This window comes from Achromobacter mucicolens (assembly GCF_902859725.1).
Lineage (GTDB): Bacteria > Pseudomonadota > Gammaproteobacteria > Burkholderiales > Burkholderiaceae_B > Achromobacter > Achromobacter mucicolens.
This window is the reverse complement of record NZ_CADIJP010000007.1, coordinates 191952-217873: the sequence shown is the minus strand read 5'-3', so window position 1 is coordinate 217873 and position 25922 is coordinate 191952. Positions and strand designations below refer to the sequence as shown.

At 67.7% G+C, this 25922-nt stretch carries 18 protein-coding genes; 7 read left to right on the top strand and 11 right to left on the bottom strand.

Annotated elements, in window-relative coordinates:
* Positions 1 to 6 precede the first annotated feature (6 nt).
* Positions 7 to 1434, bottom strand: coding sequence for a type II secretion system ATPase GspE (gene gspE / locus HV786_RS11125; RefSeq protein ID WP_175210843.1), 1428 nt, complete (start codon positions 1432 to 1434; stop codon positions 7 to 9).
* Positions 1431 to 3812, bottom strand: a complete 2382-nt coding sequence (gene gspD / locus HV786_RS11120) for a type II secretion system secretin GspD (RefSeq protein ID WP_175210922.1) — start codon at positions 3810 to 3812, stop codon at positions 1431 to 1433. The genes gspE and gspD overlap by 4 nt, the downstream gene beginning before the upstream one ends.
* 176 nt (positions 3813 to 3988) lie before the next feature.
* Between gspD and gspF the strand changes: the two genes are divergently transcribed.
* The gene (gene gspF / locus HV786_RS11115; protein ID WP_175210841.1) at positions 3989 to 5194 is read left to right on the top strand and encodes a type II secretion system inner membrane protein GspF; all 1206 of its coding nucleotides are present in this window, start codon (positions 3989 to 3991) and stop codon (positions 5192 to 5194) included.
* A gap of 39 nt (positions 5195 to 5233) precedes the next feature.
* Here gspF and HV786_RS11110 read toward each other — a convergent pair whose 3' ends face one another.
* From HV786_RS11110 to HV786_RS11100, 3 genes are all read right to left on the bottom strand, one after another.
* Positions 5234 to 5572, bottom strand: a complete 339-nt coding sequence (locus HV786_RS11110) for a P-II family nitrogen regulator (RefSeq protein ID WP_006386376.1) — start codon at positions 5570 to 5572, stop codon at positions 5234 to 5236.
* A gap of 168 nt (positions 5573 to 5740) precedes the next feature.
* A complete protein-coding gene (locus HV786_RS11105) occupies positions 5741 to 7807 on the bottom strand; it encodes an NAD(+) synthase (protein ID WP_128828105.1) in 2067 nt (688 codons plus the stop codon).
* Between the two features lie 89 nt (positions 7808 to 7896).
* Positions 7897 to 9270, bottom strand: coding sequence for a mechanosensitive ion channel family protein (locus HV786_RS11100; protein ID WP_128828104.1), 1374 nt, complete (start codon positions 9268 to 9270; stop codon positions 7897 to 7899).
* Positions 9271 to 9416: 146 nt separating this feature from the next.
* On the opposite strand from HV786_RS11100, the gene argH reads away from it, so the two are divergent.
* Positions 9417 to 10838, top strand: coding sequence for an argininosuccinate lyase (gene argH / locus HV786_RS11095; protein WP_175210839.1), 1422 nt, complete (start codon positions 9417 to 9419; stop codon positions 10836 to 10838).
* A 128-nt stretch (positions 10839 to 10966) separates the two neighbouring features.
* Complete coding sequence (locus HV786_RS11090) at positions 10967 to 12985, top strand: PEP/pyruvate-binding domain-containing protein (protein WP_175210837.1); 2019 nt, start codon at positions 10967 to 10969, stop codon at positions 12983 to 12985.
* 127 nt (positions 12986 to 13112) lie between these two features.
* Here HV786_RS11090 and lpdA read toward each other — a convergent pair whose 3' ends face one another.
* The 6 genes from lpdA to cadR form a co-directional block, all read right to left on the bottom strand.
* Positions 13113 to 14516, bottom strand: coding sequence for a dihydrolipoyl dehydrogenase (lpdA, locus tag HV786_RS11085; RefSeq protein WP_128828102.1), 1404 nt, complete (start codon positions 14514 to 14516; stop codon positions 13113 to 13115).
* Between the two features lie 2 nt (positions 14517 to 14518).
* On the bottom strand, positions 14519 to 15940 hold the full coding sequence (locus HV786_RS11080; protein WP_175210835.1) for a dihydrolipoamide acetyltransferase family protein: 1422 nt from the start codon (positions 15938 to 15940) through the stop codon (positions 14519 to 14521).
* A gap of 1 nt (position 15941) precedes the next feature.
* A complete protein-coding gene (locus tag HV786_RS11075; RefSeq protein ID WP_063952498.1) occupies positions 15942 to 16985 on the bottom strand; it encodes an alpha-ketoacid dehydrogenase subunit beta in 1044 nt (347 codons plus the stop codon).
* 2 nt (positions 16986 to 16987) lie between these two features.
* Complete coding sequence (locus HV786_RS11070) at positions 16988 to 18220, bottom strand: 3-methyl-2-oxobutanoate dehydrogenase (2-methylpropanoyl-transferring) subunit alpha (protein ID WP_128828101.1); 1233 nt, start codon at positions 18218 to 18220, stop codon at positions 16988 to 16990.
* 199 nt (positions 18221 to 18419) lie between these two features.
* Positions 18420 to 19013, bottom strand: coding sequence for a nitroreductase family protein (locus tag HV786_RS11065; protein WP_056316369.1), 594 nt, complete (start codon positions 19011 to 19013; stop codon positions 18420 to 18422).
* A gap of 105 nt (positions 19014 to 19118) precedes the next feature.
* Entirely contained in the window at positions 19119 to 19553 is a 435-nt protein-coding gene (gene cadR / locus HV786_RS11060) for a Cd(II)/Pb(II)-responsive transcriptional regulator (RefSeq protein WP_056316368.1), read from the bottom strand.
* A 97-nt stretch (positions 19554 to 19650) separates the two neighbouring features.
* Between cadR and HV786_RS11055 the strand changes: the two genes are divergently transcribed.
* The 4 genes from HV786_RS11055 to HV786_RS11040 all read left to right on the top strand — a co-directional run bounded on the left by HV786_RS11055 (position 19651) and on the right by HV786_RS11040 (position 25907).
* The gene (locus HV786_RS11055; protein ID WP_254599474.1) at positions 19651 to 22053 is read left to right on the top strand and encodes a heavy metal translocating P-type ATPase; all 2403 of its coding nucleotides are present in this window, start codon (positions 19651 to 19653) and stop codon (positions 22051 to 22053) included.
* 79 nt (positions 22054 to 22132) lie between these two features.
* Positions 22133 to 23032: a helix-turn-helix domain-containing protein gene (locus HV786_RS11050; RefSeq protein WP_128827308.1), complete on the top strand. Its 900-nt coding sequence runs from the start codon at positions 22133 to 22135 to the stop codon at positions 23030 to 23032.
* A 149-nt stretch (positions 23033 to 23181) separates the two neighbouring features.
* Entirely contained in the window at positions 23182 to 24867 is a 1686-nt protein-coding gene (locus HV786_RS11045) for a thiamine pyrophosphate-binding protein (RefSeq protein ID WP_128830140.1), read from the top strand.
* Between the two features lie 50 nt (positions 24868 to 24917).
* Entirely contained in the window at positions 24918 to 25907 is a 990-nt protein-coding gene (locus HV786_RS11040; RefSeq protein WP_175210833.1) for a Bug family tripartite tricarboxylate transporter substrate binding protein, read from the top strand.
* The last annotated feature ends 15 nt before the right edge of the window (positions 25908 to 25922 follow it).

Sequence of the window (25922 nt, the reverse complement as noted above, 5' to 3'; positions counted from 1 at the left end):
CGACTGCTACGCGTCGCGCGTGACGCGCAGGATTTCTTCCGGCGACGTTTGCCCCGCGTCCACCCACCGCTGGCCGTCTTCGCGCATGCTGCGCATCCCGGCGGCCGCCGCGGCGCGGCGCAGTTCGCGTTCGTCGCGGCCTTCGTGGATGAGGCGGCGGGCCTCGTCGTCCACCGTGAAGAGCTCGTGGATGCCAGAGCGGCCGCTGTAGCCGGTGTGGTTGCAGGCCTCGCAGCCCACGGGGTGAAAGACCTGCACGCCATCCAGCATCGACGGCGACTTGCACACCGGGCACAGCTTGCGCACCAGCCGCTGCGCCAGTACGCCCAGCAGCGACGACGCCAGCAAAAAGGGTTCGACGCCCATGTCGGTCAGGCGAGTGACGGCGGACACGGCATCGTTGGTGTGCAACGTGGCCAGCACCAGGTGGCCGGTCAGCGAGGCTTGCACCGCGATCTGCGCGGTTTCCAGGTCGCGGATTTCGCCGATCATGATGACGTCCGGGTCCTGGCGCAGGATGGCGCGCAGGGCCAGCGCAAAGCTCATGTCGATCTTGGCGTTGACCTGCGTCTGGCTGATGCCGGCCAGGTCGTATTCGATGGGATCCTCCACCGTCAGGATGTTGCTGGTGGAGGCGTCCAGACGGCTCAGCGCCGCATATAGCGTGGTGGTCTTGCCGCTGCCGGTCGGGCCGGTCACCAGGACGATGCCGTGCGGCTGGCGGATCAGACGGTCCAGCTGCGACAGAACGCCCGGGCTCATGCCGAGCTTTTCCAGTTGCAGCCGGCCGGCCTCCTTGTCCAGCAAACGCAGCACGGCGCGCTCGCCATGCCCGGTCGGCAACGTGGACACGCGCACGTCGATGGGACGCCCGCCCACGCGCAGCGCGATGCGCCCATCCTGCGGCAGGCGCTTTTCGGCGATGTCCAGATGCGCCATGATCTTGATGCGCGAAATCAGCGCGGCGTGCAGCGCCTTGCGCGGCGACACCACATCGCGCAGCGTGCCGTCCACGCGGTAGCGCACCACGGAATGCGTTTCGAAGGGTTCGATGTGGATATCGCTGGCGCCGTCGCGCGCGGCCTGCGCGAACAGCGCGTTGATCATGCGGATCACGGGCGCGTCGTCCTGCGCTTCCAGCAGGTCCGCCACCTCGGGCATGTCCTGCATCAGCCGGTCCAGGTCGATCTCGTTCTCCGCCACGCCCATGACCGACGCCGCGTCTTCCGAATGGCTGTAGGCCGCGGTCAGCAGCGTCTCCAGCGCCTCGTCGTCGATTCGCGTCAGGCCGATGTCGCCGTGGCAGCGCCGGATCTCGCGCACGGCCCATTCCGGCGTGCGCGGACTGACCGTCAGCTGCGCCTGCCCCCCGCGCAGCGATAGCACCGCGCGCTGCGCGCGGGCCCAGGCGTACGGTAAGGGGTGCGCGCTCATAGCAGCTTCTCGGGGTCCACCGCCACCGTCATCATGACGGGCCGCGGCGCGCGAATGGGTTGCTGGGCGGGCGCGGGCGGCGTGCCGGGATACTGGCGCACCGCGAAGGTCTCGACCGTGGCCGGCGGCGGACGGCGCAGCGTGGCCGCCTGCTGCTCGGGCCGCAGATCGTAGGCATTGTTCGACACCGACGGCGCCGAGCCCGGCAGCGGCAGCATCGGCGCCTGCATGTCCGGCAGCGCCCAGTGGTCGCGCGGCTGCACCGCGCCCTGCGCGCGCCGCATGTAGTCGTAGCGGTCCATCGTGACGCTGGCGCTGCGGTTGGCATCGCGCACCACGTACGGTCGCAGGAACACCATCAGGTTGGTCTTGGTGCGCTTGCGCGTGTCGTATCGAAAGAGCGAACCGATAACGGGCAGCGAACTCAATCCCGGCACCGCGTTGGACGTGAGCGTCACGTTGTCTTCCAGCAGGCCGCCCAGCACGATGATCTGGCCGTCGTCGATCAGCACGCTGGTGTCGATCGCGCGCTTGTTGGTGACGATGCCGGTGGTGGCGTTCGAGCGGCTTTCGTCGATGCTGCTGACTTCCTGATAGATGTCCAGCTTGACCGAGCCGCCTTCGGAAATCTGCGGCCGGATGTTCAGTTTCAGGCCCACGTCCTCGCGTTCGATGGTCTGGAACGGATTGGAGCTGCCATTGCTGCCCGAGGTCACGTACTGGCCCGTCACGAACGGCACTGTCTTGCCGACCAGGATGCTGGCCGACTGGTTGTCCAGCGTCAGCAGGTTGGGCGTGGACAGGATGTTGGCCTCGCCCGTGTTCTGCATGGCGCGCGCCAGCACGCCCAGGTTGATGACCTCGTTGCCCAGCACGTCGACCGTGCCCTTGACCACGCCCAGGCTCAAGCCGCTGCCCAGCGCGTCGATCGAGGTCGGTCCGTTGCCGGTGATGCCGCTGCCGCCCAGGTTCGTGCCGCCGATGAAGCTGGTGCCGTTGCCGTTGATGTTGCCCGCGCCGGTCATCCACTGGATGCCGAATTCGGCGGCCTTCTCTTCGCTGACTTCCACGATCAGGCTTTCCACCAGCACCTGCGCGCGGCGCTGGTCAAGCTGGTCGATCACTTCACGCAGGCTGCGGTACAGCGGCTCGGGCGCGGAGATGATGAGCGAGTTGGTTGCGGGGTCTGCCTGGATGGTGGCGCCGCCCGCGGAATACGACACCGCCTGCGTCGAATTGTCTTCGCGCGCGATGCGCTCCTGTTCGCCCGACAGGCCACTGCGCGACGAGCCCGACTGGCTGGACATGCCCATGCCTGCCTGCGGCGCCGAGCTGCTGGCCGTGTTCTGCGTGCGAGCGCCGCCCTGCGCGCCGCCGGTGCTGCTGCTGGTGCCCGGGGCTGCGCCCGGCGCCGAATTTGCCTGGCCCGTCAGCAGCCCGCCCAGCACCTCGGCGATGCGCGTGGCCTGCGCGTTGCGCATGTACACCACGTGCAGATTGCCCGCGCGGTTCTGCTGGGCGTCCAGCTTCTGGATCAGTTCACGCGCCAGGCGCGTGCGCGCCGGACTGCCCGAACGCACCAGCACGCTGTTGCTGCGCGGATCCGCCACGACCGCGATGCGCTGCGTGGGGTCGCTGCTTTGCGTGTCGAGCAGTTGCGAGGCCAGGATGGCGATGTCCGTCGCGATGGCCGATTGCACCGGCACCACGTCCGTGTCCATCGAACTGGGCACGTCGATGCGCGCGATGACCGCGGCGATGCGCTCCAGGTTGTCCGCGTAATCCGTCACGACCAGCGTGTTGTTGCCGGGATACGCGTTGATCGGGTTGTTCGGCGGCACCATCGGGCGCAGCACCGGCACCAGGTTCGCGGCGTTCTCGTACTTCAGCGGGAACACACGCGTCAGCATTTCGCCGCTGTTGCCCCCGCCTTTGGCAAAGGCCGACACGGGCACAGGCGCCCTGCCCGCCGCGGCCGGCGCGCCAGCCGCAGTCTTGGCGCCTCCCGGTCCCGCTCCGCCCACAACGGCGCTGCCTTGCAGCTTGGCGTCGGCCTCGGGCACGACGCGCGTCACGCCGTCCACGTCGACGATGGCAAACCCTTGCAGCCGCAATGCGCCGGTCAGCATGGACAGCGCCTGCGCGCTATCGACGGGGCGATCCGAAACCAGGGTGAGCTTGCCCTTGACGCGAGGGTCCACCAGGAAGTTGCGCTGCGTGAACAGGGACAGCGCGCGCAACACGGCGGGGATGTCCGTGTCGACGAAGTTCAGGCTGACGCGGTTGTCCGCCTGTTGTGCGTGAGCCGTGCCGGCGGCGGGTCCGAGTTGACTTGCGGCAAGCAGGAATGCAAGGCTGAATTGCGCGATGTGACGCATGACGAGATAGGTGCCCGAGACGTGAAATCGTTTGGAAAAACGGGAAAGCGCGTCGGAGTATACGGGGTGTGACTGCAACATCCCGGTCATATTTCATAGGCAAGGTGACGGGCTGGAAACCCTTTAAATTCGGGGCTCTTGGCGATTTCGGCAGGTGCTTCCGCTTTATTACAGCCATGCCTTCCTATCGCTATGAAGCCACCGACGCGCTCGGAAAAATCGTGCGCGGCACGATCGATGCCGACTCCGAACGCGGCGCCCGGAACCAGTTGCGCGGCCGTGGTTTGTTGCCCCTGTCGACCTCGCTGGCGGCGCGCGCCGAAGGCATGGGCGCGGCGCTGCGCGCGCGCCTGTCGGACGCCGATCTGGCGTGGCTGACGCGCCAGCTCGCCAGCCTCCTGGCCGCACGCCTGCCATTGGATGCGGCGCTCAGCGCCACGCTGGAACAGGCCGAGAAAAAGCACATTGCCGCCACGCTGGGCGGCGTGCGCGACGATGTGCGCGCCGGCCATCGCCTGTCCGCGGCGCTGGCCTCGCGGCCACGCGACTTTCCCGAAATCTATCGCGCGCTGATCGGCGCGGGCGAGGAATCGGGCGACCTGGCGCAGGTGATGGAAAAGCTGGCCGACTACATCGAGGAACGCAACACCCTGCGCAGCAAGGTCATGACGGCCTTCATCTACCCGGCGGTGGTGGCCAGCGTGTCGGTGGTCATCGTGATCTTCCTGCTGGGCTATGTGGTGCCGCAGGTGGTGTCCGCCTTCAGCCAGGCCAAGCAGGAATTGCCGATGCTCACGCGCGTGATGCTGGGGCTGTCGGACTACGTGCGCGAATGGGGCGCGGTCACGGGCATTGCGGTGGTGGCGGCCATCGCCTTGTGGCGCTACACGCTGCGCGTGCCGGCTGCGCGGCGGGCCTGGCACGCGCGCGTGCTGCGGCTGCCGCTGGCCGGCCGCTTCGTGCTGGGCGTGAACGCCGCGCGCTTTGCGTCCACCCTCGCGATCCTGAGCGGCAGCGGCGTGGCCCTGCTGACCGCGCTGGAGGCCGCCCGCCGCACGCTCAGCAACGACGTGCTGCGGCTGGCGGTCGACGAGGCCGCGGCGCGCGTGCGCGAGGGCGCGGCGCTGTCATCGTCGCTGGGCGCGCAAAGGGTCTTTCCGTCGCTGCTGGTGCATCTGATCGCCAGCGGCGAGAAGACCGGCCGCCTGCCCGAACTGCTGGACCGGGGCGCGCAGAACCTGTCGCGCGACCTGGAGCGGCGCGCGATGGCGATGACGGCCCTGCTGGAGCCGGCGCTGATACTGCTGATGGGGGGATTTGTCCTCTTGATCGTGCTGGCGGTGATGATGCCGATTCTGGAGATGAACCAGTTGATCAGGTAGGAACGCGGGCCGCGAGTGCGGCCCGGTCAAAGACAAGACTCAGAGCGCCTCTTCGTCGCTCTCGCCGGTGCGGATGCGGATGGCCTGTTCCACCGGTGTCACGAAGATCTTGCCGTCGCCGATCTTGCCGGTGCGGGCGGCCTTGACGACGGCTTCGATGGCGGCTTCGACCTGGTCGTCGGGCAGCACGACTTCGACGCGGATCTTGGGCAGGAAGTCCACCACGTATTCGGCGCCGCGATAGAGTTCGGTGTGGCCCTTCTGGCGGCCGAAACCCTTGACTTCGGTGACCGTCAGGCCGCTGACGCCGACTTCCGCCAGCGCCTCGCGGACTTCGTCGAGCTTGAAGGGTTTGATGATGGCGGTGACTTGTTTCACGTTGGTCGTCCTGGGTTTTTGATGTGGTGCGTCGCCCTGCCGCGCGGCCCGCTGTCTTGTGACACAGGCGGGCGCCGGGCGCAATGGACAGAGAATAACACCGCGCGGTCGCCAAGCGGCGCCCGCGAATTTTCTGCCGCCGCCCCAATGTGGTGCGCGGCGCCGCCCTCAGCTTTCAGGCGCCTGGTCGGGAATCTGGTCGGCCTCGCGCATCCAGACCACGGACTCGGAGTCGCTGGGCGCGCGCCAGTCGCCGCGCGGCGACAGCGAGCCGCCGGAACCCACCTTGGGCGCGTTCGGGATGCAGGTGCGCTTGAACTGGCTGGTCCGGAAGAACTTGTCCAGAAAGATCTTCAGGTTGCGCTTGATGGCGGCCAGGTCGTATTCGTTGCGCACGACGTGCCCGGCCTCGGGCCAGGCGCCCGCCTCGCGGTCGCGCCAGGCCGTCCAGGACAGGAAGGCCACCTTGGTCGGCGCAAAGCCGTAGCGCAGCGTGTAGTACAGGTTGAAGTCCTGCAGCTCGTAAGGGCCGATCGAGGCCTCGCTCTTTTGCTCGGGCTTGTCGTCCGCGCCGCCCGGCACCAGCTCGGGGCTGACGTCGGTGCCCAGCACGTCCAGCAGCACCTGCGCGCCCTCGTCGCCCAGGCGGCCCGATTCGGCCACCCAGCGCACCAGATGCGTGATCAGGGTCTTGGGCACGCTGGCGTTGACGCTGTAATGCGACATATGGTCGCCCACGCCGTACGTGCACCAACCCAGTGCAAGCTCGCTCAAGTCGCCCGTGCCGATGACGATGGCGTTGCTGAAATTGGCCAGCCGGAAAAGGTGGTTGGTGCGTTCGCCCGCCTGGACGTTCTCGAAGGTGATGTCATAGACCGGCTCGCCGTTGGCGTAGGGATGGCCCAGGTCCTTGAGCATCTGCAGGCAGCTGGGGCGGATGTCGATTTCGGAGGCCGTGCAGCCCACCACCGCCATCAGACGGCGCGCCTGCTGCAGCGTGCGCGTGCTGGTGGCAAAACCCGGCATCGTGACCGCCAGGATGTTCGAGCGCGGCAGGTCCAGGGCGTCCATGGCCTTGGCGCACACCAGCAGCGCATGCGTGGAATCCAGCCCGCCCGAAATACCGATGACCACCTTCTTCATGCCGCTGGCCGACAAGCGCTGCGCCAGCGCCTGCACCTGGATGTTGTAGACCTCCTTGCAGCGCGCGTCTCGTCGCTGCGGGTCGGCCGGCACATAGGGAAAGCGCGCCACGCGCCGTTCCAGCGCCAGTTCGGCATCCTCGAGCGGCGGATTCACCGGAACCGCCACGCGGCGGAATCGGCGGACTTCGTCCGCGTGGCGGCGCACGGACTGGCCGAAGGTGCTCTGGCGCATGCGTTCGCGCGACAGGCGCTCCAGGTCCACGTCCGAGAACAACAGGTGGGAATGGTTCAGGAAGCGCTCGGATTCGGCCAGCAGCTCGCCGTTTTCGTAGATGAGCGCCTGCCCGTCCCAGGCCAGGTCCGTCGACGACTCGCCCCGCCCGGCCGAGGTGTACATATAGGCCGACAGGCAGCGCGCCGACTGCTGCGACACGAGCTGGTGACGGTATGCGGACTTGCCGACGACGATATTGGAGGCGGACAGGTTGACCAGCACCGTGGCGCCCGCCAGCGCGGCATAGGATGACGGGGGAATGGGCACCCAGACGTCTTCGCAAATTTCAACGTGAAACTGGAACAGCGGCAGCTTTTCCATCTGGAACAGCAGCTCGGACCCGAACGGCACCGTCTGGCCCAGCAGGTCGATCTGCGTGTCGATGGCGCAGTCGGCCGCGCTGAACTGGCGGGCTTCGTAGAACTCGCCGTAATTCGGCAAATACGTCTTGGGCACGACGCCAAGGATGCGCCCGCCGGCCGCCACCACGGCGCAGTTGAACAACTGGTGCGCCACCCGCAGCGGCGCCCCCACGACGATGGCGATATCCAGGTCGGCGGTGGCTTCAACCACCTGGGCCAGCGCCGCCTCGCAGGCGTCCAAGAGGGCCTTCTGGTGAAAGAGATCGTCGCAGGTGTAGGCCGACAGGCCCAGTTCCGGAAACGCCGCCAGCACCGCGCCGCCTTGGGCGGCCTGCTGCGCCAGCGCGATGGTCTGCGCGGCATTGAACGCGGGATCGGCGACCCGGCACTCGGGCACGCCGACCGCGACCCGGGCGAAGCCGTGGGAATACAGGTTGAAGAACGGATTCGACATCGGGGATTTCGCCTGGAGATTGCGACGTGGAGGGGTGCGCCGGGGGGGCTGGAGGCCCGGGAATCAACGGCTGGATTATCTCACGGGCCCTATTCCGCCTGGCGCGGCATCTTGCCGTCGGTCAGGCCGCGCTCGAACGGCAGCGCCGGACTGCCGTCCATGGATCCTTGCCGGTCGCGCTCGGCCGACAGCGCCGCATGGATGGCGCTGTCGCGCAGGTATCCGCCCATGGCGCCGATGTCGGCGCCGGACGGCTGCTGGTACAAGCGCAGGCCCAGCTCGGGCAGGATCGCCAGCAGATGGTCGAACACGTCGCCCTGGATGCGTTCGTATTCCACCCACGCGGTCACGGCGGTAAAGCAATAGACCTCGACCGGAATGCCCTCGGAGGTGGGCTCCATCATGCGCACCATCATCGCCATGTCCTGGCGGATTTCCGGATTTTGCTTCAGGTAGGCCAGCGCGTAGGCGCGCAGCGTACCGATGTTGGTCAGACGGCGCCGGTTGGCCGGCACGCTGGCCAGTTCGCCCAGCGTCTGGTTGGCCTGAACGATGTCCTGCGTCTTGCTTTGCAGATAGTCGTGCAGCAGCCGGAACTTCATCAGCCGCTGCGCCTCGTCGTCGGTCAGAAAGCGCACGCTGGCCGCGTCGATGCGGATGGTGCGCTTGATGCGCCGGCCGCCGGATTCGAACATGTGCCGGTAGTTGCGGTAGCTTTCCGAGAACAGCTTGTAGGTCGGCACCGTGGTGACGGTGTTGTCCCAGTTCTGCACCTTCACGGTGTGCAGCGCAATGTCCTTGACGAAGCCGTCCGCGTTGCATTGCGGCATCTCGATCCAGTCGCCGATGCGCAGCATGTCGTTGCTGGTGAGCTGCGTGCTGGCCACCAGCGACAAGAGCGTGTCCTTGAACACCAGCAGAAGCACCGCCGACAGCGCGCCCAGGCCGGAGATCATCCAGAGCGGCGAGCGATCGATCAGGATGGAAAGCACCAGGACGGTGCATACCGCCATCAGGATCAGCTTGCCGATCTGGATATAACCCTTGATGGACCGGGTCTGCGCGCGGGTCGTGGCCGAATAGGTGTCCTGCCAGGCGCTCAGCACGCCAGAAAACGCCACGAAGACGCAGATCCAGGCGCCCGCGTGGGCCAGCCGGCCCACGATGGTGACCACCCGCTCGGCGTGGGGGACCAGGTCGATGCCCATGGAAACCACCGCAAACGGCACCGCGTACCAGAGGTTATGGTACGCGCGGCGGCGCTGCAGCGCCTTGTCCCAATCGCCGTGCCCGCTGACCACGAGCAGCCGGTGCGCAAGCAGCAGGACCACCCGCGCGACCACCCATTGCACGAACAGCGCGGTCAGGATGAGCGCGCCGATGCCGATCAGCGTCTGCGCCCAGATCTCCCGGGGCATATGGGTATCAATTTGGGTGACTAGCTCTTCCCATTCCAGGGGCATGGATCCGTACTCGCTCTACAGGGTCGTGAAACCGGGGTCTTGCACTGACCGGGATTATCCGACAACTCGCGCCCTTAGCGGGTTCCGGCCCCGCATAACGGCCGCCGTCGCCCGGCGTGGCGCAAGGCCCTATAATCCTGCCCATCATGGCAAACACTCCCTCCCCCGATCAAAACCAGTTCGCCAACAAGGCGCAGGCCTGGTCCGCCCGGTTCTCCGAGCCGGTTTCCGAACTCGTCAAACGCTACACGGCGTCCGTGGATTTCGACAAGCGCCTGGCGCGCCACGACATCCAGGGCTCGCTCGCGCACGCGGACATGCTGGCCGCCCAGGGCATCATCGGCGCCCAGGATCTGGCCGACATCCAGCGCGGCATGACCCAGATCCTGTCCGAAATCGACGCCGGCTCGTTCCAGTGGCTGCTCGACCTGGAAGACGTCCATCTGAACATCGAAAAGCGCCTGGTGGAACTGGTGGGCGACGCGGGCAAGCGCCTGCACACCGGCCGTTCGCGCAACGACCAGGTCGCCACCGACATCCGCCTGTGGCTGCGTGACGAAATCGACACCCTGCAGATCCTCTTGCGCCAGCTGCGCCACGCCCTGGCGACGGTCGCGCTGGAAAACGCCGGCACCATCATGCCGGGCTTCACGCACCTGCAAGTGGCCCAGCCCGTCACCTTCGGCCATCACCTGCTCGCGTACGCCGAAATGTTCGGCCGCGACGCCGAGCGCCTGGCCGACTGCCGCCGCCGCGTGAACCGCCTGCCGCTGGGCGCCGCCGCCCTGGCCGGCACGTCTTTCCCGATCGACCGCGAACGCGTCGCCAAAACCCTGGGCTTTGAAGGCGTGTGCCGCAATTCGCTGGACGCCGTCTCCGACCGCGACTTCGCCATCGAATTCTGCGCCGCCGGCGCGCTGATCATGACGCACGTCTCGCGCCTGTCCGAAGAGCTGGTGCTCTGGATGAGCCCGCGCGTGGGCTTCATCGATCTCGCCGACCGCTTCTGCACCGGCAGCTCGATCATGCCGCAGAAAAAGAACCCCGACGTGCCCGAACTGGCCCGCGGCAAGACCGGCCGCGTCAACGGCAACCTGGTCGCGCTGCTGACCCTGATGAAGGGTCAGCCCCTGGCCTACAACAAGGACAACCAGGAAGACAAGGAAGGCCTGTTCGACACGGCGGACACGCTGCGCGACACGCTCACGATCTTCGCGGACATGGCCGGCGGCATCAAGGTCAAGGCCGACAACATGCGCGCCGCGGCGCTGCAAGGCTTTGCCACCGCCACCGATCTGGCCGACTACCTGGTCAAGCGCGGCGTGCCCTTCCGCGACGCGCACGAAGTCGTGGCCCACGCCGTGCGCGACTGCGAACAGCGCGGCTGCGACCTGGCAGACCTGTCCACCGCCGAGCTCACGGCCTACCATCCCAGCATCACCGAGGACGTGCACCAGGTCCTGACGCTGGAAGGCTCGGTCGCCGCGCGCAAGCACGTGGGCGGCACCGCCCCCGAACGCGTCGCTGAAGAAGCCCAGCGCGTGCTGGCGGAAACGGCGCAAGGCTGATTTCGGCTTGCCGTAGATGCGTTGGATGCAAGGCCCCCTTTTGGGGGCCTTGTTGTTTCCGCCCCCAGCCAGCAATCCCGCTCCCGGGCCGGATATGATGGCGCCTTTGCCGCTCTGTCCCCGAGACCATGATCCTCGCGCGCGCGCCGCTCAGGCCCCTTATTCCACTGCGGATGTCGCTGGCCGTGCTGGCCGTCTCCGCGCTGCTCGTTGGCGCCGGCGCGTCGCCCGCCCAAGCCCAAACCGCCCGCAAACCCTCCCCGTACGAAAACGGCCGCCCCCTGCGCCCCGACGAGGTCGAGGCACGCAAGGCCGAGGACGCGCGGTGGGGAGGCCCGCGGTTCCTGGCGCAGATCAAGACCCGGGCCGAATTCGATCAACTGGCGCGGGTCTATAACGCCGGCACGCCGCTGGAAATCCCCCATGTGCTGTTCGTCATCGACCGCCAGCGCGCCGACCGTATCTATTACGTCAACACGCCGCGGTACGGGCTGCACGAGACCTTTGCGCGTGAGCGGCGGCTGCTGTCCGGCGACCGGGCCGCGCTGGTGGCGCAGTACAAGGATCCCAATCGTCGTCTGCTGTTCGGCACGCTGAGCTGGCAGAACAGCCTGCCCGGCTATACCTATGAGTTCTGGGAAGGCGATCTGCTGACGCCAGAACTGCTGACCCTGACGGCGCAGCGGCTCTCGGCCACGTTCCCTCTCCCGCTGAAATTCAAGAGCAATTCCACGCTGCAGGAAGAGACCGCACGGCGGGCCGGGCTGGACTTCGTCACGCAGGAGGCGCTGCTGCGCGAGCAGACCTTCTTGCCGCTGAACACCGGGCGCGCGCAGGGACGGCTGCGCATCGTCAAGGCCGTGGATGAAACGGCTGACCTCTCGCCCACCGACATCGTGGTGCTGGACGAGGTGCCCGTGGCGCTGACGCCAGTGGCGGGCCTGGTCACGCAGCGCCCATCCACGTTGCTGTCCCACGTGAACCTGCTGGCCAAGGGCTGGCGCATTCCGAATGCCTACGTGCGCGACGCCGCGGCCGCCTTGCGCGAGCATGATGGCCAATGGGTCGAACTGACCGTTGAAAGCAACGGCTACCGGGTGCGGCGCATCGCGCAGCCCGCCGCGTCGACGGCCTCGGCGGCAACCCCGGCCTCCTCGCCCTCGCTGCCCAAGCCCGACCTGTCGGTGCGCGCCCTCAAGCCGCTGTCCGGCATGACCACGCGCGACAGCCGCCACTGCGGGGTCAAGGCGGCGAACCTTGGCGCGCTGACGGCCGTGCTGCCGCCCGCGGCCAGCGTGCCCGACGGCTTTTGCATTCCGTTTGCCCAATACGCGGCGTTCATGGACCAGCTGGGGGTGCCCGCGCGCGTGGCGGCGCTGGCGCAGCGGGCCGACTTTGCCAGCGACGCCAACGTGCGGCGCGCCGAACTGGCCAAGCTGCGCCAGGACATCGTCGACGCAACGCCCGATCCTGCCCTGTCGGCCGCGTGGCGCGCCCGCTGGGAAAAGCAGTTGGGTGGCCACGGCGTCTTCGTGCGCAGCTCGTCCAATTCCGAAGATCTGCCGGGCTTCAGCGGCGCGGGCCTGTACACCACCGTGCCGAACGTCACGCAGGCCGATGCGCTGGCCCGGGCCGTGCAGACGGTGTGGGCTTCGGTCTACAACTTCGAGGCTTACGAGGCGCGCCGCACCGCAGGCTTCGGACAGGACGCCGTCGTCATGGCGGTGCTGGTGCAACGGGCCGCGGCGTCGGACAGCTCGGGTGTCATGATCACGCGCGATCCCTTCGACGCCTCGCGTCGCCACGTCACCTACCTGTCCGCCAAGCGCGGACTGGGCATCAAGGTGGTCGAAGGCAAGCGGCAGGCCGAACAGGTGATGTATTCAAGCTGGTCCAAGGCGGTTCAAGTGCTGAGCCGTTCCGCCGAGGACACGCAGCTCGTGGCCGACGCGGGCGGCGGCGTGCGCGAAGTGCCCCTTGAGGGCGCACGCCAGGTGCTGAACGATGCGCTGGTCGCCCGGCTGGCCGCCGTGGGACGGCAGGTGAAAAAGCGCTTGGGAAATGGAGATCAGGACATCGAATGGGCCGTGCAGGCAGACAAGATCCTGATCCTGCAGGCGCGGCCTTACGTCGACGGGAGCCGCTGAAGGCCAACGCGCCAGGCGTCCGATGGGACCGCAGCGCAGGTCCTGCATGCGGCATGACCAGGACGAAAGCAAACACGGCGCGGCCTTTGCGGGCCGCGCCGTGCCGGGGCATCAGGTCTGCAGACCGTCAGATATGCAAAGCATGCCCCAGCGCCTTGAGCGCCGCCTCCTGGACCGCCTCGCCCAGCGTGGGATGCGCGTGGATGGTGCCCGCCACGTCTTCCAGCGTGGCGCCCATCTCCAACGACTGGCCAAAGGCCGTCGACAGTTCCGACACCGCGCGCCCCACTGCCTGCCATCCCACGATCAGGTGATTGTCGCGCCGGGCCACCACGCGGACAAAGCCGTCGGTGGATTCCAGCGTCATGGCGCGGCCGTTGGCGGCGAAGGGGAAGGATGCCGTCAGGCAATCCAGGCCGGCGGCTTCGGCCTCGTGGGGCGACAGGCCCGCCACCACGACCTCGGGGTCGGTGAAGCAGACGGCCGGGATGGATGCCGGCTGGAAGTGGCGGCGCTTGCCCGCCACCAGTTCGGCCACCATCTCACCCTGCGCCATCGCGCGGTGCGCCAGCATCGGTTCGCCCGCGATGTCGCCGATGGCCCAGACGTCGCGCATGGACGTGCGGCATTGGTCGTCGATGCGCAGCGCGTTGCCCTTGCGGTCCAGCTGCAGGCTTTCCAGCCCCCAGCCCTGCGTGCGCGGACGGCGTCCCACCGAGATCAGCACGCGGTCGGCCGGCAGCAGGGTTTCGGCGCCGCTGGCGTCCTGCACCCGCACCGCGTCGCCCTTGCCGTTCAGCCCCAGCACCTTGCGGCCCAGGTGCAAGGCCACGCCCATCTTGTCCAGCGCGACCGCGACGGGCTTGGTGAGCTCGGCGTCGTAGGTCGGCAGGATGCGGTCCTGCGCTTCCACGACTGCGACTTCGGCGCCCAGCTTGCGGTACACGGTGCCCAGTTCCAGGCCGATGTAGCCGCCGCCCACCACCACGAGCTGCTTCGGGATGCTGACGGGCGACAGCGCCTCGGTGGACGACACCACGATGCCGCCGAAAGGCATGGACGGCAGCGGCGTGGGTTCGGAGCCTGCCGCCAGCAACAGGTGCTCGCACTGGATGCGAACGCGCCCCGCATCGGGGGTTTCGACTTCCGCCGTCTTGCCGTCCAGAAGCGTGGCCCAGCCGCGCACGACTTCCACGCCGTTCTTCTTGAGCAGCGCGCCCACGCCCCCCGTCAGCTTGCCGACGATGCCGTCTTTCCAGGCGACCGTCTTGGCGATGTCGATGCGCGGCGTGTCCACGGCAATGCCAAGCGCCGATTCGCCGGCGTAGTGGCGCGCCTTGTCGAACTCCTCGGCCGCGTGGATCAGGGCCTTGGAGGGGATGCAGCCGATGTTCAGGCAGGTGCCGCCCAGCTGCGCGCCCTCGACCAGGATGGTCGGCACTCCCAGTTGTCCGGCGCGGATGGCGGCCACGTAGCCGCCGGGGCCGCCGCCGATCACCAGCAATGTCGTTGTCTTTGTGATCTGGCTCATGCTCACTCCACGAAAAGCAGCGCGGGTTGTTCCAGCAGCGCGCGCACGGCCTGGATGAAGCGCGCCGCGTCCATGCCGTCCACCACGCGGTGGTCGAAAGACGAAGACAGGTTCATCAGCTTGCGCGCCACCACGGCGCCGTTGCGGAAGGCGGGGCGTTCGACGATGCGGTTCACGCCCACGATGCCGACCTCGGGATGGTTGATGACCGGCGTGGTGACGATGCCGCCCAAGGGGCCCAGGCTGGTGATGGTGATGGTCGAACCGGACAGCTCGTCGCGGCCGGCCGACCCGCTGCGCACCGCCTGCGCCAACCGATTGATCTCCGCGGCCATGGACCACAGGTCGCGCGCCTCGGCGTGGCGCATCACCGGCACCATCAGGCCGCCGTCGCTTTGCGTGGCAATGCCGATGTGCACCGCGCCATAGCGCGTGACCACCCCCGCCTCGTCGTCGTAGCGCGCATTGATCTGCGGGAAATCGCGCAGCGCCACCACCATCGCGCGGGCCAGGAGCGGCAGCAGCGTCAGCTTGCCGCGCGACTCGCCCCATTTGGCGTTCAACTGCACGCGCAGGTCTTCGAGCTCGGTCACGTCGATTTCCTCGACGTAGCTGAAATGCGGGATGCGGCGCTTGGACTCGGCCATCTTCTGCGCGATCTTCCTGCGCAGACCGATGACCGGCACGGCGTCTTCGTCGTTGCGTTCCACATAGGCCGACCCGCCGCGCGCACTGCTGGCGGCGCCCTGCCCTTGCAGCCAGGCGTCCAGGTCTTCGTGCAGGATGCGCCCGGCCGGGCCGCTGCCCTGCACGTAGCGCAGCTCCACGCCCAGATCCCACGCACGCTTGCGAACGGCGGGCGATGCCAGCGGCTTTTCACCGGGCTGGCGGATCGCCGCGGGCGCGCCGCCGGATTGGCGCGCGGCTGGCGACTTGGCCGACGCGGAGCCAGAGGTGGATGCGGATGTTGATGCAGATGATGATGACTTGGCCGGCGGGGAAGTTGCGGGCGCCGATGCGCCGGGCGCCGACACGCCGGGCGTCGATGCCGCTGCGCCACTTTCCACCAGACTCGGACCACCAGCGCGCTGCGCCCCGTCGGCAGCAATCCCGCCAGCCGCGGGCACAGCCGCCTTCGCCGCCGGCACGGCCGCCGCAGCCCCCGCCTTCACATTCCCTTCGCCTTCGACTTCCAGGCGGATCAACTCGCCGCCCACGGCCATCACCTGGCCAACATCACCGCCCAGCGAGATCACCTTGCCGACCACCGGCGACGGAATCTCGACCGTGGCCTTGTCCGTCATCACATCCGCCAGCGGCTGGTCCTCGGCGACCGTGTCGCCCACCTTGACGTGCCAGCCCACCAGCTCGACCTCTGCGATGCCTTCGCCGATGTCGGGCATCTTGATGATATGAATCCCCATGTCATGCCTCCATCGCGCGTTTGAACGCTTCGCCGACCCGGCGCGGGCCGGGGAAGTACGCCCATTCCTGCGCGTGCGGATAGGGAGTGTCCCAACCGGTCACGCGCTCGACGGGCGCCTCCAGATGATGGAAGCAGTGCTCCTGCACCAGCGCAATCAACTCCGCGCCGAAGCCGCAGGTGCGCGTGGCTTCGTGCACGACCACGCAGCGCCCGGTCTTCTTGACAGAGTTGACGATGGCGTCCAGGTCCAGCGGCCACAGGCTGCGCAGGTCGATGATCTCGGCATCGATGCCGGTTTCCTCGGCCGCGGTCAGCGACACGTGCACCGTGGTGCCGTAGGTCAGCACCGTCAGTTCCGAACCCGGGCGCACGATGGCCGCCGATTCCAGCGGCACGGTGTAGTAGCCCGTGGGCACGACGCTTCCGGGACGCCCGGTCCACGGCGTGACCGGGCGGTCGTGGTGGCCGTCGAACGGGCCGTTGTAGAGCCGCTTGGGTTCCAGGAAGATCACCGGATCATCGTTCTCGATGGCGGCGATCAACAGCCCCTTCGCGTCGTACGGGTTGGACGGCATCACCGTGCGCAACCCGCAGACCTGCGTGAACATTGCCTCCGGACTCTGGCTGTGCGTCTGCCCGCCGTAGATGCCGCCGCCGCAAGGCATGCGGATGGTCATGGGGGCAATGAATTCGCCCACCGAGCGGTAGCGCAGGCGCGCGGCCTCGGACACGATCTGGTCCGAAGCCGGATAGAAGTAGTCGGCGAACTGGATTTCGCACACCGGCCGCAGGCCGTAGGCGCCCATGCCCACCGCCACGCCGACGATCCCGCCTTCGGAAATGGGGGTGTCGAACACGCGCGAGCTGCCGTACTTGGCCTGCAGGCCTTCAGTGCAGCGGAACACGCCGCCGAAGTAACCGACATCCTGCCCGAACACCACGACGTTGTTGTCGCGCTCAAGCATGACATCCATGGCCGAGCGCAAAGCCTGGATCATGGTCATCGGCGCCGAGGCCGGACCAGCGTTGTTATCGATTGCCATGGTCAGACTCCGAGCTGCTGGCGCTGCCGGCGCAGATGCTCCGGCATGTCCTTGTACACGTCTTCAAAAATGCTGGCGGCGCTGGGGACGTGGCCGTCCACCAGGGTGCCGTAGCTCTCGGCTTCCTTTTGGGCCGCCAGGATCTCGGCGTCGAGTTCGGCGCGGACCGCGTCGTGCTCGGCGTCGGACCAGATGCCCAACAGGATGAGATGTTTCTTGAAGCGCTCGATCGGGTCGCCCAGGGGAAAGTGGCTCCAGTCGTCGCCGGGCCGGTACTTGGAGGGGTCGTCCGACGTGGAGTGGGGCCCGGCGCGATAGGTCACCCATTCGATCAGCGTCGGGCCCAGGTTGCGGCGGGCGCGCTCGGCCGCCCAGCGCGAGGCGGAATAGACCGCCAGGAAATCGTTGCCATCCACCCGCAGCGACGCAATGCCGCAGCCCACGCCACGGCCCGCGAAGGTCGCGCCCTCGCCGCCGGCGATGGCCTGGAAGGTGGAAATGGCCCACTGGTTGTTGACCACGTTCAGGATGACGGGCGCGCGGTAGACGTGCGCGAAGGTCAACGCGGTGTGGAAGTCGGCTTCGGCGGTGGCGCCGTCGCCGATCCAGGCCGAGGCAATGCGGGTGTCGCCCTTGATGGCCGACGCCATGGCCCAGCCCACCGCCTGAATGAACTGCGTGGCCAGGTTGCCCGAAATCGTGAAAAAGCCGTTCTCGCGGTCGGAATACATGACCGGCAGCTGCCGGCCCTTTAGCGGGTCACGCTCGTTGGACATGAGCTGGCACATCATCTTCACCAGCGACACATCGCGCGAGAGCAGGATGCTTTGCTGGCGATAGGTGGGAAAGCACATGTCCCCCTTTTCCAGCGCCATCGCGTGGGCGGTGCCGATGGCCTCCTCGCCCAGGCTCTGCATGTAGAACGAGATCTTCTTCTTGCGCTGCGCGGTCAGCATGCGCCCGTCAAAGATGCGGGTCTTGAGCATCGCCCGCATGCCGGCGCGCAGCATGTCGTGGCTGATCTCCGGCGCCCACGGCCCGACGGCATGGCCGTCATTGTCGATGACCCGGACCAGGCTGTAGGCCAGTGGACCGGTGTCGACCGCGGCAACATCAATGGGGGGTTTGGGCACCTCGCCGGGCGGCGATAGATGCAGATAGGAGAAGTCTGTCTTGCAACCCGGTCGCCCTGTCGGCTCGGGGACGTGCAACTTCAGCGGCCCATATTGGCTCATGTATTGTCTCCACGCTTGATCGTGTCATGCGTTTTCTTCCTACCAAGGCATTGCCAGAGGCGTGTGACCTCGGACGCTGCCGTCGACGGCTTGCACCCGGGGATACTTGGGCAAAGCCGTTGACGAGATTAGCACAGGGGACAGGGCCGATGAGCGGGCCGCGCGGCCTTTTGGGGCCGCATTGGACTGAGGGTTTTCCTCAGGCGGCGCCGGTCCATTCCGTGACGAATTCACGGTAGTCGGGACGCTTGGCGGGGGGCACCGCGCACGCGGGCGTGCCCACGGCCAGAAAGCCCAGGAAGCGGTAATCCAGCGAGTCCAGCCCCAGCGCGTTCTGCACGTCTTCGACGTAAGTGCCCAGGCCGGTGCTCCAGAAGGCGGCGTAGCCCAGCATGTGGACCGCGTTCAGGATGTTCATGACCGAGCAGCCCGTGGCCAGGAGCTGTTCCTGCTCGGGAATCTTGGTGTTGTCGTGGGCGATCTTCTGGGCCACGGCGATGAACAGGGGCACGCCGGCCATCCATTCGCGGACGGACTTTTCCTTTTCAGGCGTCATGCGCGGATCGCCGCTGCGCTTGACCGCGTCCAGCGCCATGTCCGCCAGCTTGCCGATGGCTTCGCCCTGGATCACGACGAAGCGCCACGGGCGCAGCGCGCCATGATCGGGCGCCGCCATGGCGGCCTGCAGGATCTGTTCGAGTTCGTCGGGTTTGGGCGCCGGAGCCCGCAGAAACTTGAAGGAGCGGCGCGAAGTCAGGGCGTGGAGCGGGGTGGCGGTCTGGGTGACGGTCATTGATCGATGCGCAAATGGGAAAAAAACAGATTCTCATAGTACGCGATGACGGCCGCCCCATCGCCGATCCCCTGGCCTGCAACAAGGACATCGCGCCGTTCGCGGTCACCCCAGGTGGGTATGGCGCTCCTGCCGCTCTTCGACCTGCATTTCGGTCAGGCCGTGCAGGATGCCGCAGTCGTCCGTGTCCGGGCGCGCCGACACGCAGCGCTGGCGCAATTCGCTCAGTTGGGATTTCAGCTGCATCAGTTCGGCAATGCGCTCGTCCACGTGGGAGATGTGCTCGTCGAACAGCTGGTTGATCGGGCCGCAACCGGTGCGGTGGTTGTCGGCCACGGACAGGATGGCGCGGATCTCGTCCTGCGTCATGTCCAGCGCCCGGCAGTTGCGGATGAGGCGCAGGCGCTCCAGGTGCATCTGCCCGTAGCTGCGGTAGTTGTTCAGACCCCGCTCCGGCGCGGGCAGCAGTCCTTCCTTTTCGTAGTACCTGACGGTTTCGACCGTGGTGCCGGCCGCCGTGGCCAATTCGCCGATACGCATCGCTGCCTCCCGGATCCGATCCGATGATTAGGGGTTGACCCTATAGTAACTCCAAGGTGTGGAATTGCGTCACCAGCTTATTTCAAGGGTCAAGCGGATGTCTTTACCTCCGGTCAAACAACGCGAACATCAGTCGGGCGGGGCCTGCGGCTCCTGCTGCGGTCACGATGAGGGCAAGGCGCCGCATGCAGACGCCGGCCATGCGGCTCAGGGCCACGACGGCCACCATCACGATGACCACGATCACGGCGCACCCGCCCACCAGCACGCCGCCGCGGCCCCTGGCCACGCCCACGGCGCGGATGCCTGCTGCGGCCACGCGCACGGCGATGCGGTCCTGCAGCCGGCCGCCGCTGCCGCGACGCTCACCGCCGGCCCCGGCCAGCTGCTGGCGCGCCTGCGCATCGGGCAGATGGACTGCCCCACCGAGGAAACGCTGATCCGCAAAAAGCTGGACGGCGTCGACGGCGTGCATGCGCTGGACTTCAACCTGATGCAGCGCATCCTGACCGTCGTCCACGCGGAGGGCGCGCTGGACCGTATCGTCGCGGCCATCAAGTCGCTGGACATGACGCCCGAGCCCCTGGCCGACGGCGCGGCCGCCGCGCCCGCCCCCGCCGCCAAGGCGGTGAACTGGTGGCTGATTGGCGGCGCGGGCGTGCTGGCCGCGCTGTCGGAAGTCTCGCACTACCTGGACGCCCCGCTCTTGGTGACCGCCGCGCTGGCCGTGGCCGCCATCCTGGCCTGCGGCGTCAGCACCTATCGCAAGGGCTGGATCGCCGTGCGCAACGGCAACCTGAATATCAACGCCCTGATGAGCATCGCCGTCACCGGCGCGGTGCTGATCGGCCAGTGGCCCGAGGCGGCCATGGTGATGTTCCTGTTCAACGTGGCCGAACTCATCGAAGCCCGTTCACTGGACCGCGCCCGCAACGCGGTGCGCGGTCTGCTGGACCTGGCGCCCGAGACGGCGACCCTGCGCCAGGCGGACGGCAGCTGGGTCGAAGTGCCCGCCGCGTCGCTGCAACCGGGCGGGATCGTGCGCGTGCGTCCGGGCGAGCGCATCGCGGCCGACGGCATCGTCGTGAACGGCTCGTCGGCCGTGGATCAGTCGCCGATCACGGGCGAAAGCCTGCCCGTCGAAAAGACGCAGGACGATCCCGTCTTCGCGGCCACCATCAACACGTCCGGCTCGTTTGAGTACCGCGTGACCGCCGCAGCCGGCAACACCACGCTGGCGCGCATCATCCACGCGGTGGAACAGGCGCAGGGCGCGCGCGCCCCCACGCAGCGCTTCATCGACCGCTTCTCGCGCATCTACACGCCTGCGGTCGTGGCGATTGCGCTGGCCGTCGCGGTGCTGCCGCCACTGCTGTGGGGCCAGCCGTGGTTCGATGCCCTGTACCGCGCGCTTGCGCTGCTGATCATCGCCTGCCCGTGCGCGCTGGTGATTTCCACGCCGGTCAGCATCGTCAGCGGCCTGACCGCCGCCTCGCGCCGCGGCATTCTCGTCAAGGGTGGGGTCTATCTGGAAGAAGGCCGCAACCTGAAATGGCTGGCGCTGGACAAGACCGGCACGCTGACGCACGGCAAGCCCGTTCAAACCGACCTGCAGGATTGGGACGCGGCGGCGCCTGGCCCTCACCCTGCCGCCCTCGTCGCGGCAAGCCTGGCGGCCCGATCAGATCACCCGGTCTCACTGGCCGTGGCCAACGCCGCGCGCCAGGCCGGCAGCACGCTGCTGGACGTCGAGGCCTTTACCGCCCTGCCCGGCCGCGGCGTCAGTGGCCAGGTGGGCGGGCAGACGTACCACCTGGGCAACCGCCGCCTGATGCGGGAACTGGGCGTCTCCAGCGCCGCGCTCGACACGCGCTTTGACGAGCTGGAGAGCCAGGGCAAGAGCGTCATCGCGCTTTCGGACGGCAGCCGCGTGCTGGCGGTGGCCGCCGTGGCCGACACGGTCAAGCCCACCAGCGCGCAGGCCATCGCCGACCTGCACGGCCTGGGCGTGCGCACGCTCATGCTGACGGGCGACAACACGCCGACCGCGCAGGCCATCGCGCACCAGGTCGGCATCGACGAAGCGCGTGGCGACCAGTTGCCCGAGGACAAGCTGGCCGCCATTGAAAGCAAGCTGGCGCCGGACATCCGGGTCGGCATGGTGGGCGACGGCATCAACGACGCGCCCGCGCTGGCCCGGGCCGACATCGGTTTCGCCATGGGCGCGGCAGGCACCGGCACGGCGATCGAGACCGCCGACGTGGCCCTCATGGACGACGACCTGCGCAAGATCGGCACCTTCCTGCGCTTGTCGCGCGCCACGCACCGCATCCTCGTGCAGAACATCGCGCTGGCGCTGGGCATCAAGGTGGTGTTCCTGGCGCTGGCCGTGACGGGTCACGCGACGCTGTGGATGGCGGTGTTTGCAGACGTGGGCGCGAGCCTGCTGGTGGTGGCGAACGGCCTGCGTCTGCTGCGCGCCGCCCCGGCCAGCCGGTAAGCCAAGCGGGCGGTGCGGCGAATCCCCGTATGATGGCGAAAAACAGAGCCGCCCCGCGCGCCATCAAGGAGACTGCCGCTTGTCCGCAGGTACGATTTCGCCCGTCCCGGAGACCTTTCCCACCTTCGAATCCTCGGATTTCTCGGGAGAGGGATCCTTTTACTTCGACCTCGTGCGCCTGCAGGATCACGACGACATCCCGCGCGGTTTCCTGCACCGGCACCGCTATTACCACCTGTTGTGGATGACCGAGGCGCAAGGCACCCACCTGCTGGACTTCGAGCAGCACGAGGTGCGCGACCACTCGGTCTTTTTCCTGTCGCCCGGCCAGATCCACGCGTGGACGTCGTCGGTCAAGCCCAGCGGCTATGTCATGAACATCAGCACCGAGTTCTTCGCGCAGATGTTCCCGCGCGCCGACGACATCGCCAAGTTCCCGTTCTTTCACCTGGCCGGCGGATCGCCGGTCATCTACCTGACGCGCGAGCAGCACGACGCCATGCTGCCGCTGCTGGCGGAAATCGAACGCGAAACGCGCGACCGGCAGACGGGCCGGTTCGACGTGGTGCGCTCTTACCTGCTGATCCTCCTGACGCAACTGCGCCGGCTGTATCCGGCCGACGAGCGCGAAACCGAGGCGGGTCCCAGCTATTCGCTGGCCAAGCGCTTCACCATGCTGATCGAAGAGCACTACCTGGATTTCTCGGCTATCCGCCAGTACGCCGACGCGCTGTGCATCAGCGAACGCCAGTTGAACGAAGCGGTCAAGCGCAGCGTGGGACGCACGGCCAGCCAGCTCGTGCAGGAACGCATCGCGCTGGAGGCCAAGCGGCTCCTGTGCAACACGGATCTGGGCATTGCCGAAATCGGCTTTCAGTTGAACATCGAGGATCCGGCCTATTTCGCGCGCTTTTTCAAGAAGCACACCGGCTGCACCCCGGGCGACTTCCGCAAGAAGTACTACCGCCCCATCGAGTGATGGCTGAGTGACTGGCGGACAGCGGCCGCGCGACCCGGCCCGCAAAAAAGTGCAAAACAAGCTCTGATCTGTCCTAACGCGCCCTGACCGGGGCTGCGTAAAGTTCATCCGGACTCAACCCGCCGCGCTGCGGCCAGATTGAAATTGCGATGAACGACACTTCGACATTGATGACGGGCGGCCAGCACGTGGTGCGGGCCCTGCTGGACCACGGCGTGGATACCGTATTCGGCGTACCCGGCGAGAGCTACCTGGACGTACTGGACGCGCTGTACGCGCATCGCGACCGCATCCGGCTGGTGTCCTGCCGCCACGAAGGCGCGGCGGCATTCATGGCCGAAGCGCACGGCAAGCTGACCGGTCGCCCCGGCATCTGCATGGTCACGCGTGGCCCCGGCGCCACCAACGCCAGCATCGGCGTGCAGACGGCCTTCCAGGATTCCACCCCGCTCATCGTGCTGGTCGGCCAGGTCGGCAACGACATGGTCGAGCGCGAGGCGTTCCAGGAGATCGACTACCGCCGCATGTTCGGCCAGTTCACGAAGTGGGTGGCGCAGATCGACAGCGCCGCGCGCGTCACCGAATACCTGAACCGCGCATTCTCCGTCGCCACGTCCGGCCGCCCCGGCCCGGTGGTCCTGGCGCTGCCCGAGGACATGCTGACCGACGTGGCCCCGGCCCTGCCCTGCGGCACGATCCAGGTGCCGCAGGCCTATCCGGCGCCCGACGCCCTGGCCAGCATGCGCACGCTGCTGGCGGGCGCCCAGCGCCCCCTGATGATCGTCGGCGGTTCGGGCTGGACCGACGCGGGACTGTCAAGCCTGACCCGCTTTGCCGAGCTGAACGGCCTGCCCGTGGCGTGCTCGTTCCGCCGGCAGGATCTGTTCGACAACCACCACGCGCAATACGTGGGTGAAGTCGGCATCGGCGTGAACCCCGAACTGGCCGAGGCGGTGCGCCAGGCCGACGTCATCCTGGCGGTGGGCGCGCGGCTGGGCGAGATGGTGACGGGCGGCTATTCGCTGCTGCAATCGCCGGTGCCCAGCCAGACGCTGATCCACGTGCTGGCAAGCCCCGAAGAGCTGGGCCGCGTGTACCAGCCAGCCGTGAAAATCCAGGCCGGCATGGACGCCTTCGCGAAGACGGCGGTGGAGCTGGAGCCCGTGGACGCATCGCCGTGGCGCGCGTGGGCGCAACGCCTGCACGACAACTACCTGCGCTACACCGAGCTGCCTGCCCCGCGCACGGGCCTGGACCCGGCGCGCGTCATTGCCGCGCTGCGCGACCAGTTGGACCCGAGCGCCATCCTGACCAATGGCGCGGGCAACTACAGCGCCTGGGCGCATCGTTACTACCGTTTCACCCACCCGCGCACACAACTGGCGCCGACCAGCGGCGCCATGGGTTACGGCGTGCCCGCGGCCATCGCGGCCAAGCTGCGCCATCCCGACCGCCAGGTGATCTGCCTGGCGGGCGACGGCTGCTTCCTGATGACTTCGCAGGAATTGGCCACCGTGAAGCAGCACCAGCTTGGCATCGTCTTCATCGTGTTCAACAACGGCATGTACGGCACGATCCGCATGCACCAGGAGGTGCACTACCCCGGCCGCACCATCGGCACGGACCTGTGCAACCCGGATTTCGTGGCGTACGCGCAATCGTTCGGCGTGACGGCCGAACGCGTACAGACGCATGAAGCCTTCACGCCCGCGCTGGCTCGCGCGCTGGACAGCGCAGCCCCTTATCTGATCGAACTCAGCCTGGACCCGGAGGTGATCACGCCCCGGGCCACCCTGACGAGCCTGCGCGAAAAGGCGCGCACCGCCGGCGCCTGAGAGACCAGGCCCGGCAACCCATAAAAAAACCCAAAACACTGGAGAGAGACATGACGAAAACCCTGACCCCCGTGCGGCGCCTGGCCGCCGCCGTCCTGATGGCCGCCGCGTCGCTGGGCACGGCAGCAACGGCCGCCGCGGCCGACTTCCCCGAACGCCCCTTGCGCATCATCGTGCCCTTCGCCGCGGGCGGCGCCACCGACGTGATCGCGCGCACCGTGGCGCAGGCCATGTCGACACGGCTTGGCCAACCCGTGGTGGTGGAGAACAAGGCGGGCGCCAACGGCAACATCGGCGCCGTCATGGCGGCCCGCGCCGAGCCCGACGGCTACACGCTGCTGATGGCCACGTCCAGCCACGCCATCAACGCCACGCTCTATCACAAGCTCGACTACAGCCTGACGCGCGACTTCGCCGGCCTGTCCAACCTGGCGTCGGTGCCGCTGCTGCTGGTGGTGAACCCCTCGGTGCCGGCCAAGACCCCGCAGGAACTGGCGGCCTATGCCAAGGCCAACGGCAACCGCGTGAACTACGCCTCGGGCGGCACCGGCACGGCTTCGCACCTGGCCGGCGCGCAATTCAATTCGCTGGCTGGCGCGCAGATGACGCACGTGCCGTACAAGGGCGGCGCGCAGGCGCTCAACGACCTCATGGGCGGACAGGTCCAGATCATGTTCGCCAACCTGCCCGAAGTGCTGTCGCAGGTGCAGGCCGGGCGCCTCACGCCCATCGCGGTCACCGGCACGCAGCGCCATGCGGCGCTGCCCAACGTGCCCGCATTCTCCGAGGCGGCCTACCCGGCCATGAACGCGCGATCGTGGTTCGGTCTGTTCGTGCCGGCCGCCACGCCCGCGCCCGTGGTCGAGAAGCTGTCCAAGGCCGTCACCGACAGCGTCGCCGACCCGGCCGTGCAGGACAAGTTGAAGGGCCTGGGCGCCGACCCCGTGGGCGACGGCCACACCGCCTTCCAGAAATATGTGAACACCGAAGTGGAACGCTGGAGCGAGCTGGTCAAGCAGTCCGGCGCCACGGCCGAATAACACGCTTTCCGCTAC

Excerpts from the sequence above, each read along its gene's own strand:
- gspE (WP_175210843.1), bottom strand. The coding sequence starts at position 1,434 with ATGAGCGCGCACCCCTTACCGTACGCCTGGGCCCGCGCGCAGCGCGCG.
- gspD (WP_175210922.1), bottom strand. The coding sequence starts at position 3,812 with ATGCGTCACATCGCGCAATTCAGCCTTGCATTCCTGCTTGCCGCAAGT.
- gspF (WP_175210841.1), top strand. The coding sequence starts at position 3,989 with ATGCCTTCCTATCGCTATGAAGCCACCGACGCGCTCGGAAAAATCGTG.
- HV786_RS11105 (WP_128828105.1), bottom strand. The coding sequence starts at position 7,807 with ATGTCGAATCCGTTCTTCAACCTGTATTCCCACGGCTTCGCCCGGGTC.
- HV786_RS11100 (WP_128828104.1), bottom strand. The coding sequence starts at position 9,270 with ATGCCCCTGGAATGGGAAGAGCTAGTCACCCAAATTGATACCCATATG.
- argH (WP_175210839.1), top strand. The coding sequence starts at position 9,417 with ATGGCAAACACTCCCTCCCCCGATCAAAACCAGTTCGCCAACAAGGCG.
- HV786_RS11090 (WP_175210837.1), top strand. The coding sequence starts at position 10,967 with ATGATCCTCGCGCGCGCGCCGCTCAGGCCCCTTATTCCACTGCGGATG.
- lpdA (WP_128828102.1), bottom strand. The coding sequence starts at position 14,516 with ATGAGCCAGATCACAAAGACAACGACATTGCTGGTGATCGGCGGCGGC.
- HV786_RS11080 (WP_175210835.1), bottom strand. The coding sequence starts at position 15,940 with ATGGGGATTCATATCATCAAGATGCCCGACATCGGCGAAGGCATCGCA.
- HV786_RS11075 (WP_063952498.1), bottom strand. The coding sequence starts at position 16,985 with ATGGCAATCGATAACAACGCTGGTCCGGCCTCGGCGCCGATGACCATG.
- HV786_RS11070 (WP_128828101.1), bottom strand. The coding sequence starts at position 18,220 with ATGAGCCAATATGGGCCGCTGAAGTTGCACGTCCCCGAGCCGACAGGG.
- HV786_RS11065 (WP_056316369.1), bottom strand. The coding sequence starts at position 19,013 with ATGACCGTCACCCAGACCGCCACCCCGCTCCACGCCCTGACTTCGCGC.
- cadR (WP_056316368.1), bottom strand. The coding sequence starts at position 19,553 with ATGCGTATCGGCGAATTGGCCACGGCGGCCGGCACCACGGTCGAAACC.
- HV786_RS11055 (WP_254599474.1), top strand. The coding sequence starts at position 19,651 with ATGTCTTTACCTCCGGTCAAACAACGCGAACATCAGTCGGGCGGGGCC.
- HV786_RS11045 (WP_128830140.1), top strand. The coding sequence starts at position 23,182 with ATGAACGACACTTCGACATTGATGACGGGCGGCCAGCACGTGGTGCGG.
- HV786_RS11040 (WP_175210833.1), top strand. The coding sequence starts at position 24,918 with ATGACGAAAACCCTGACCCCCGTGCGGCGCCTGGCCGCCGCCGTCCTG.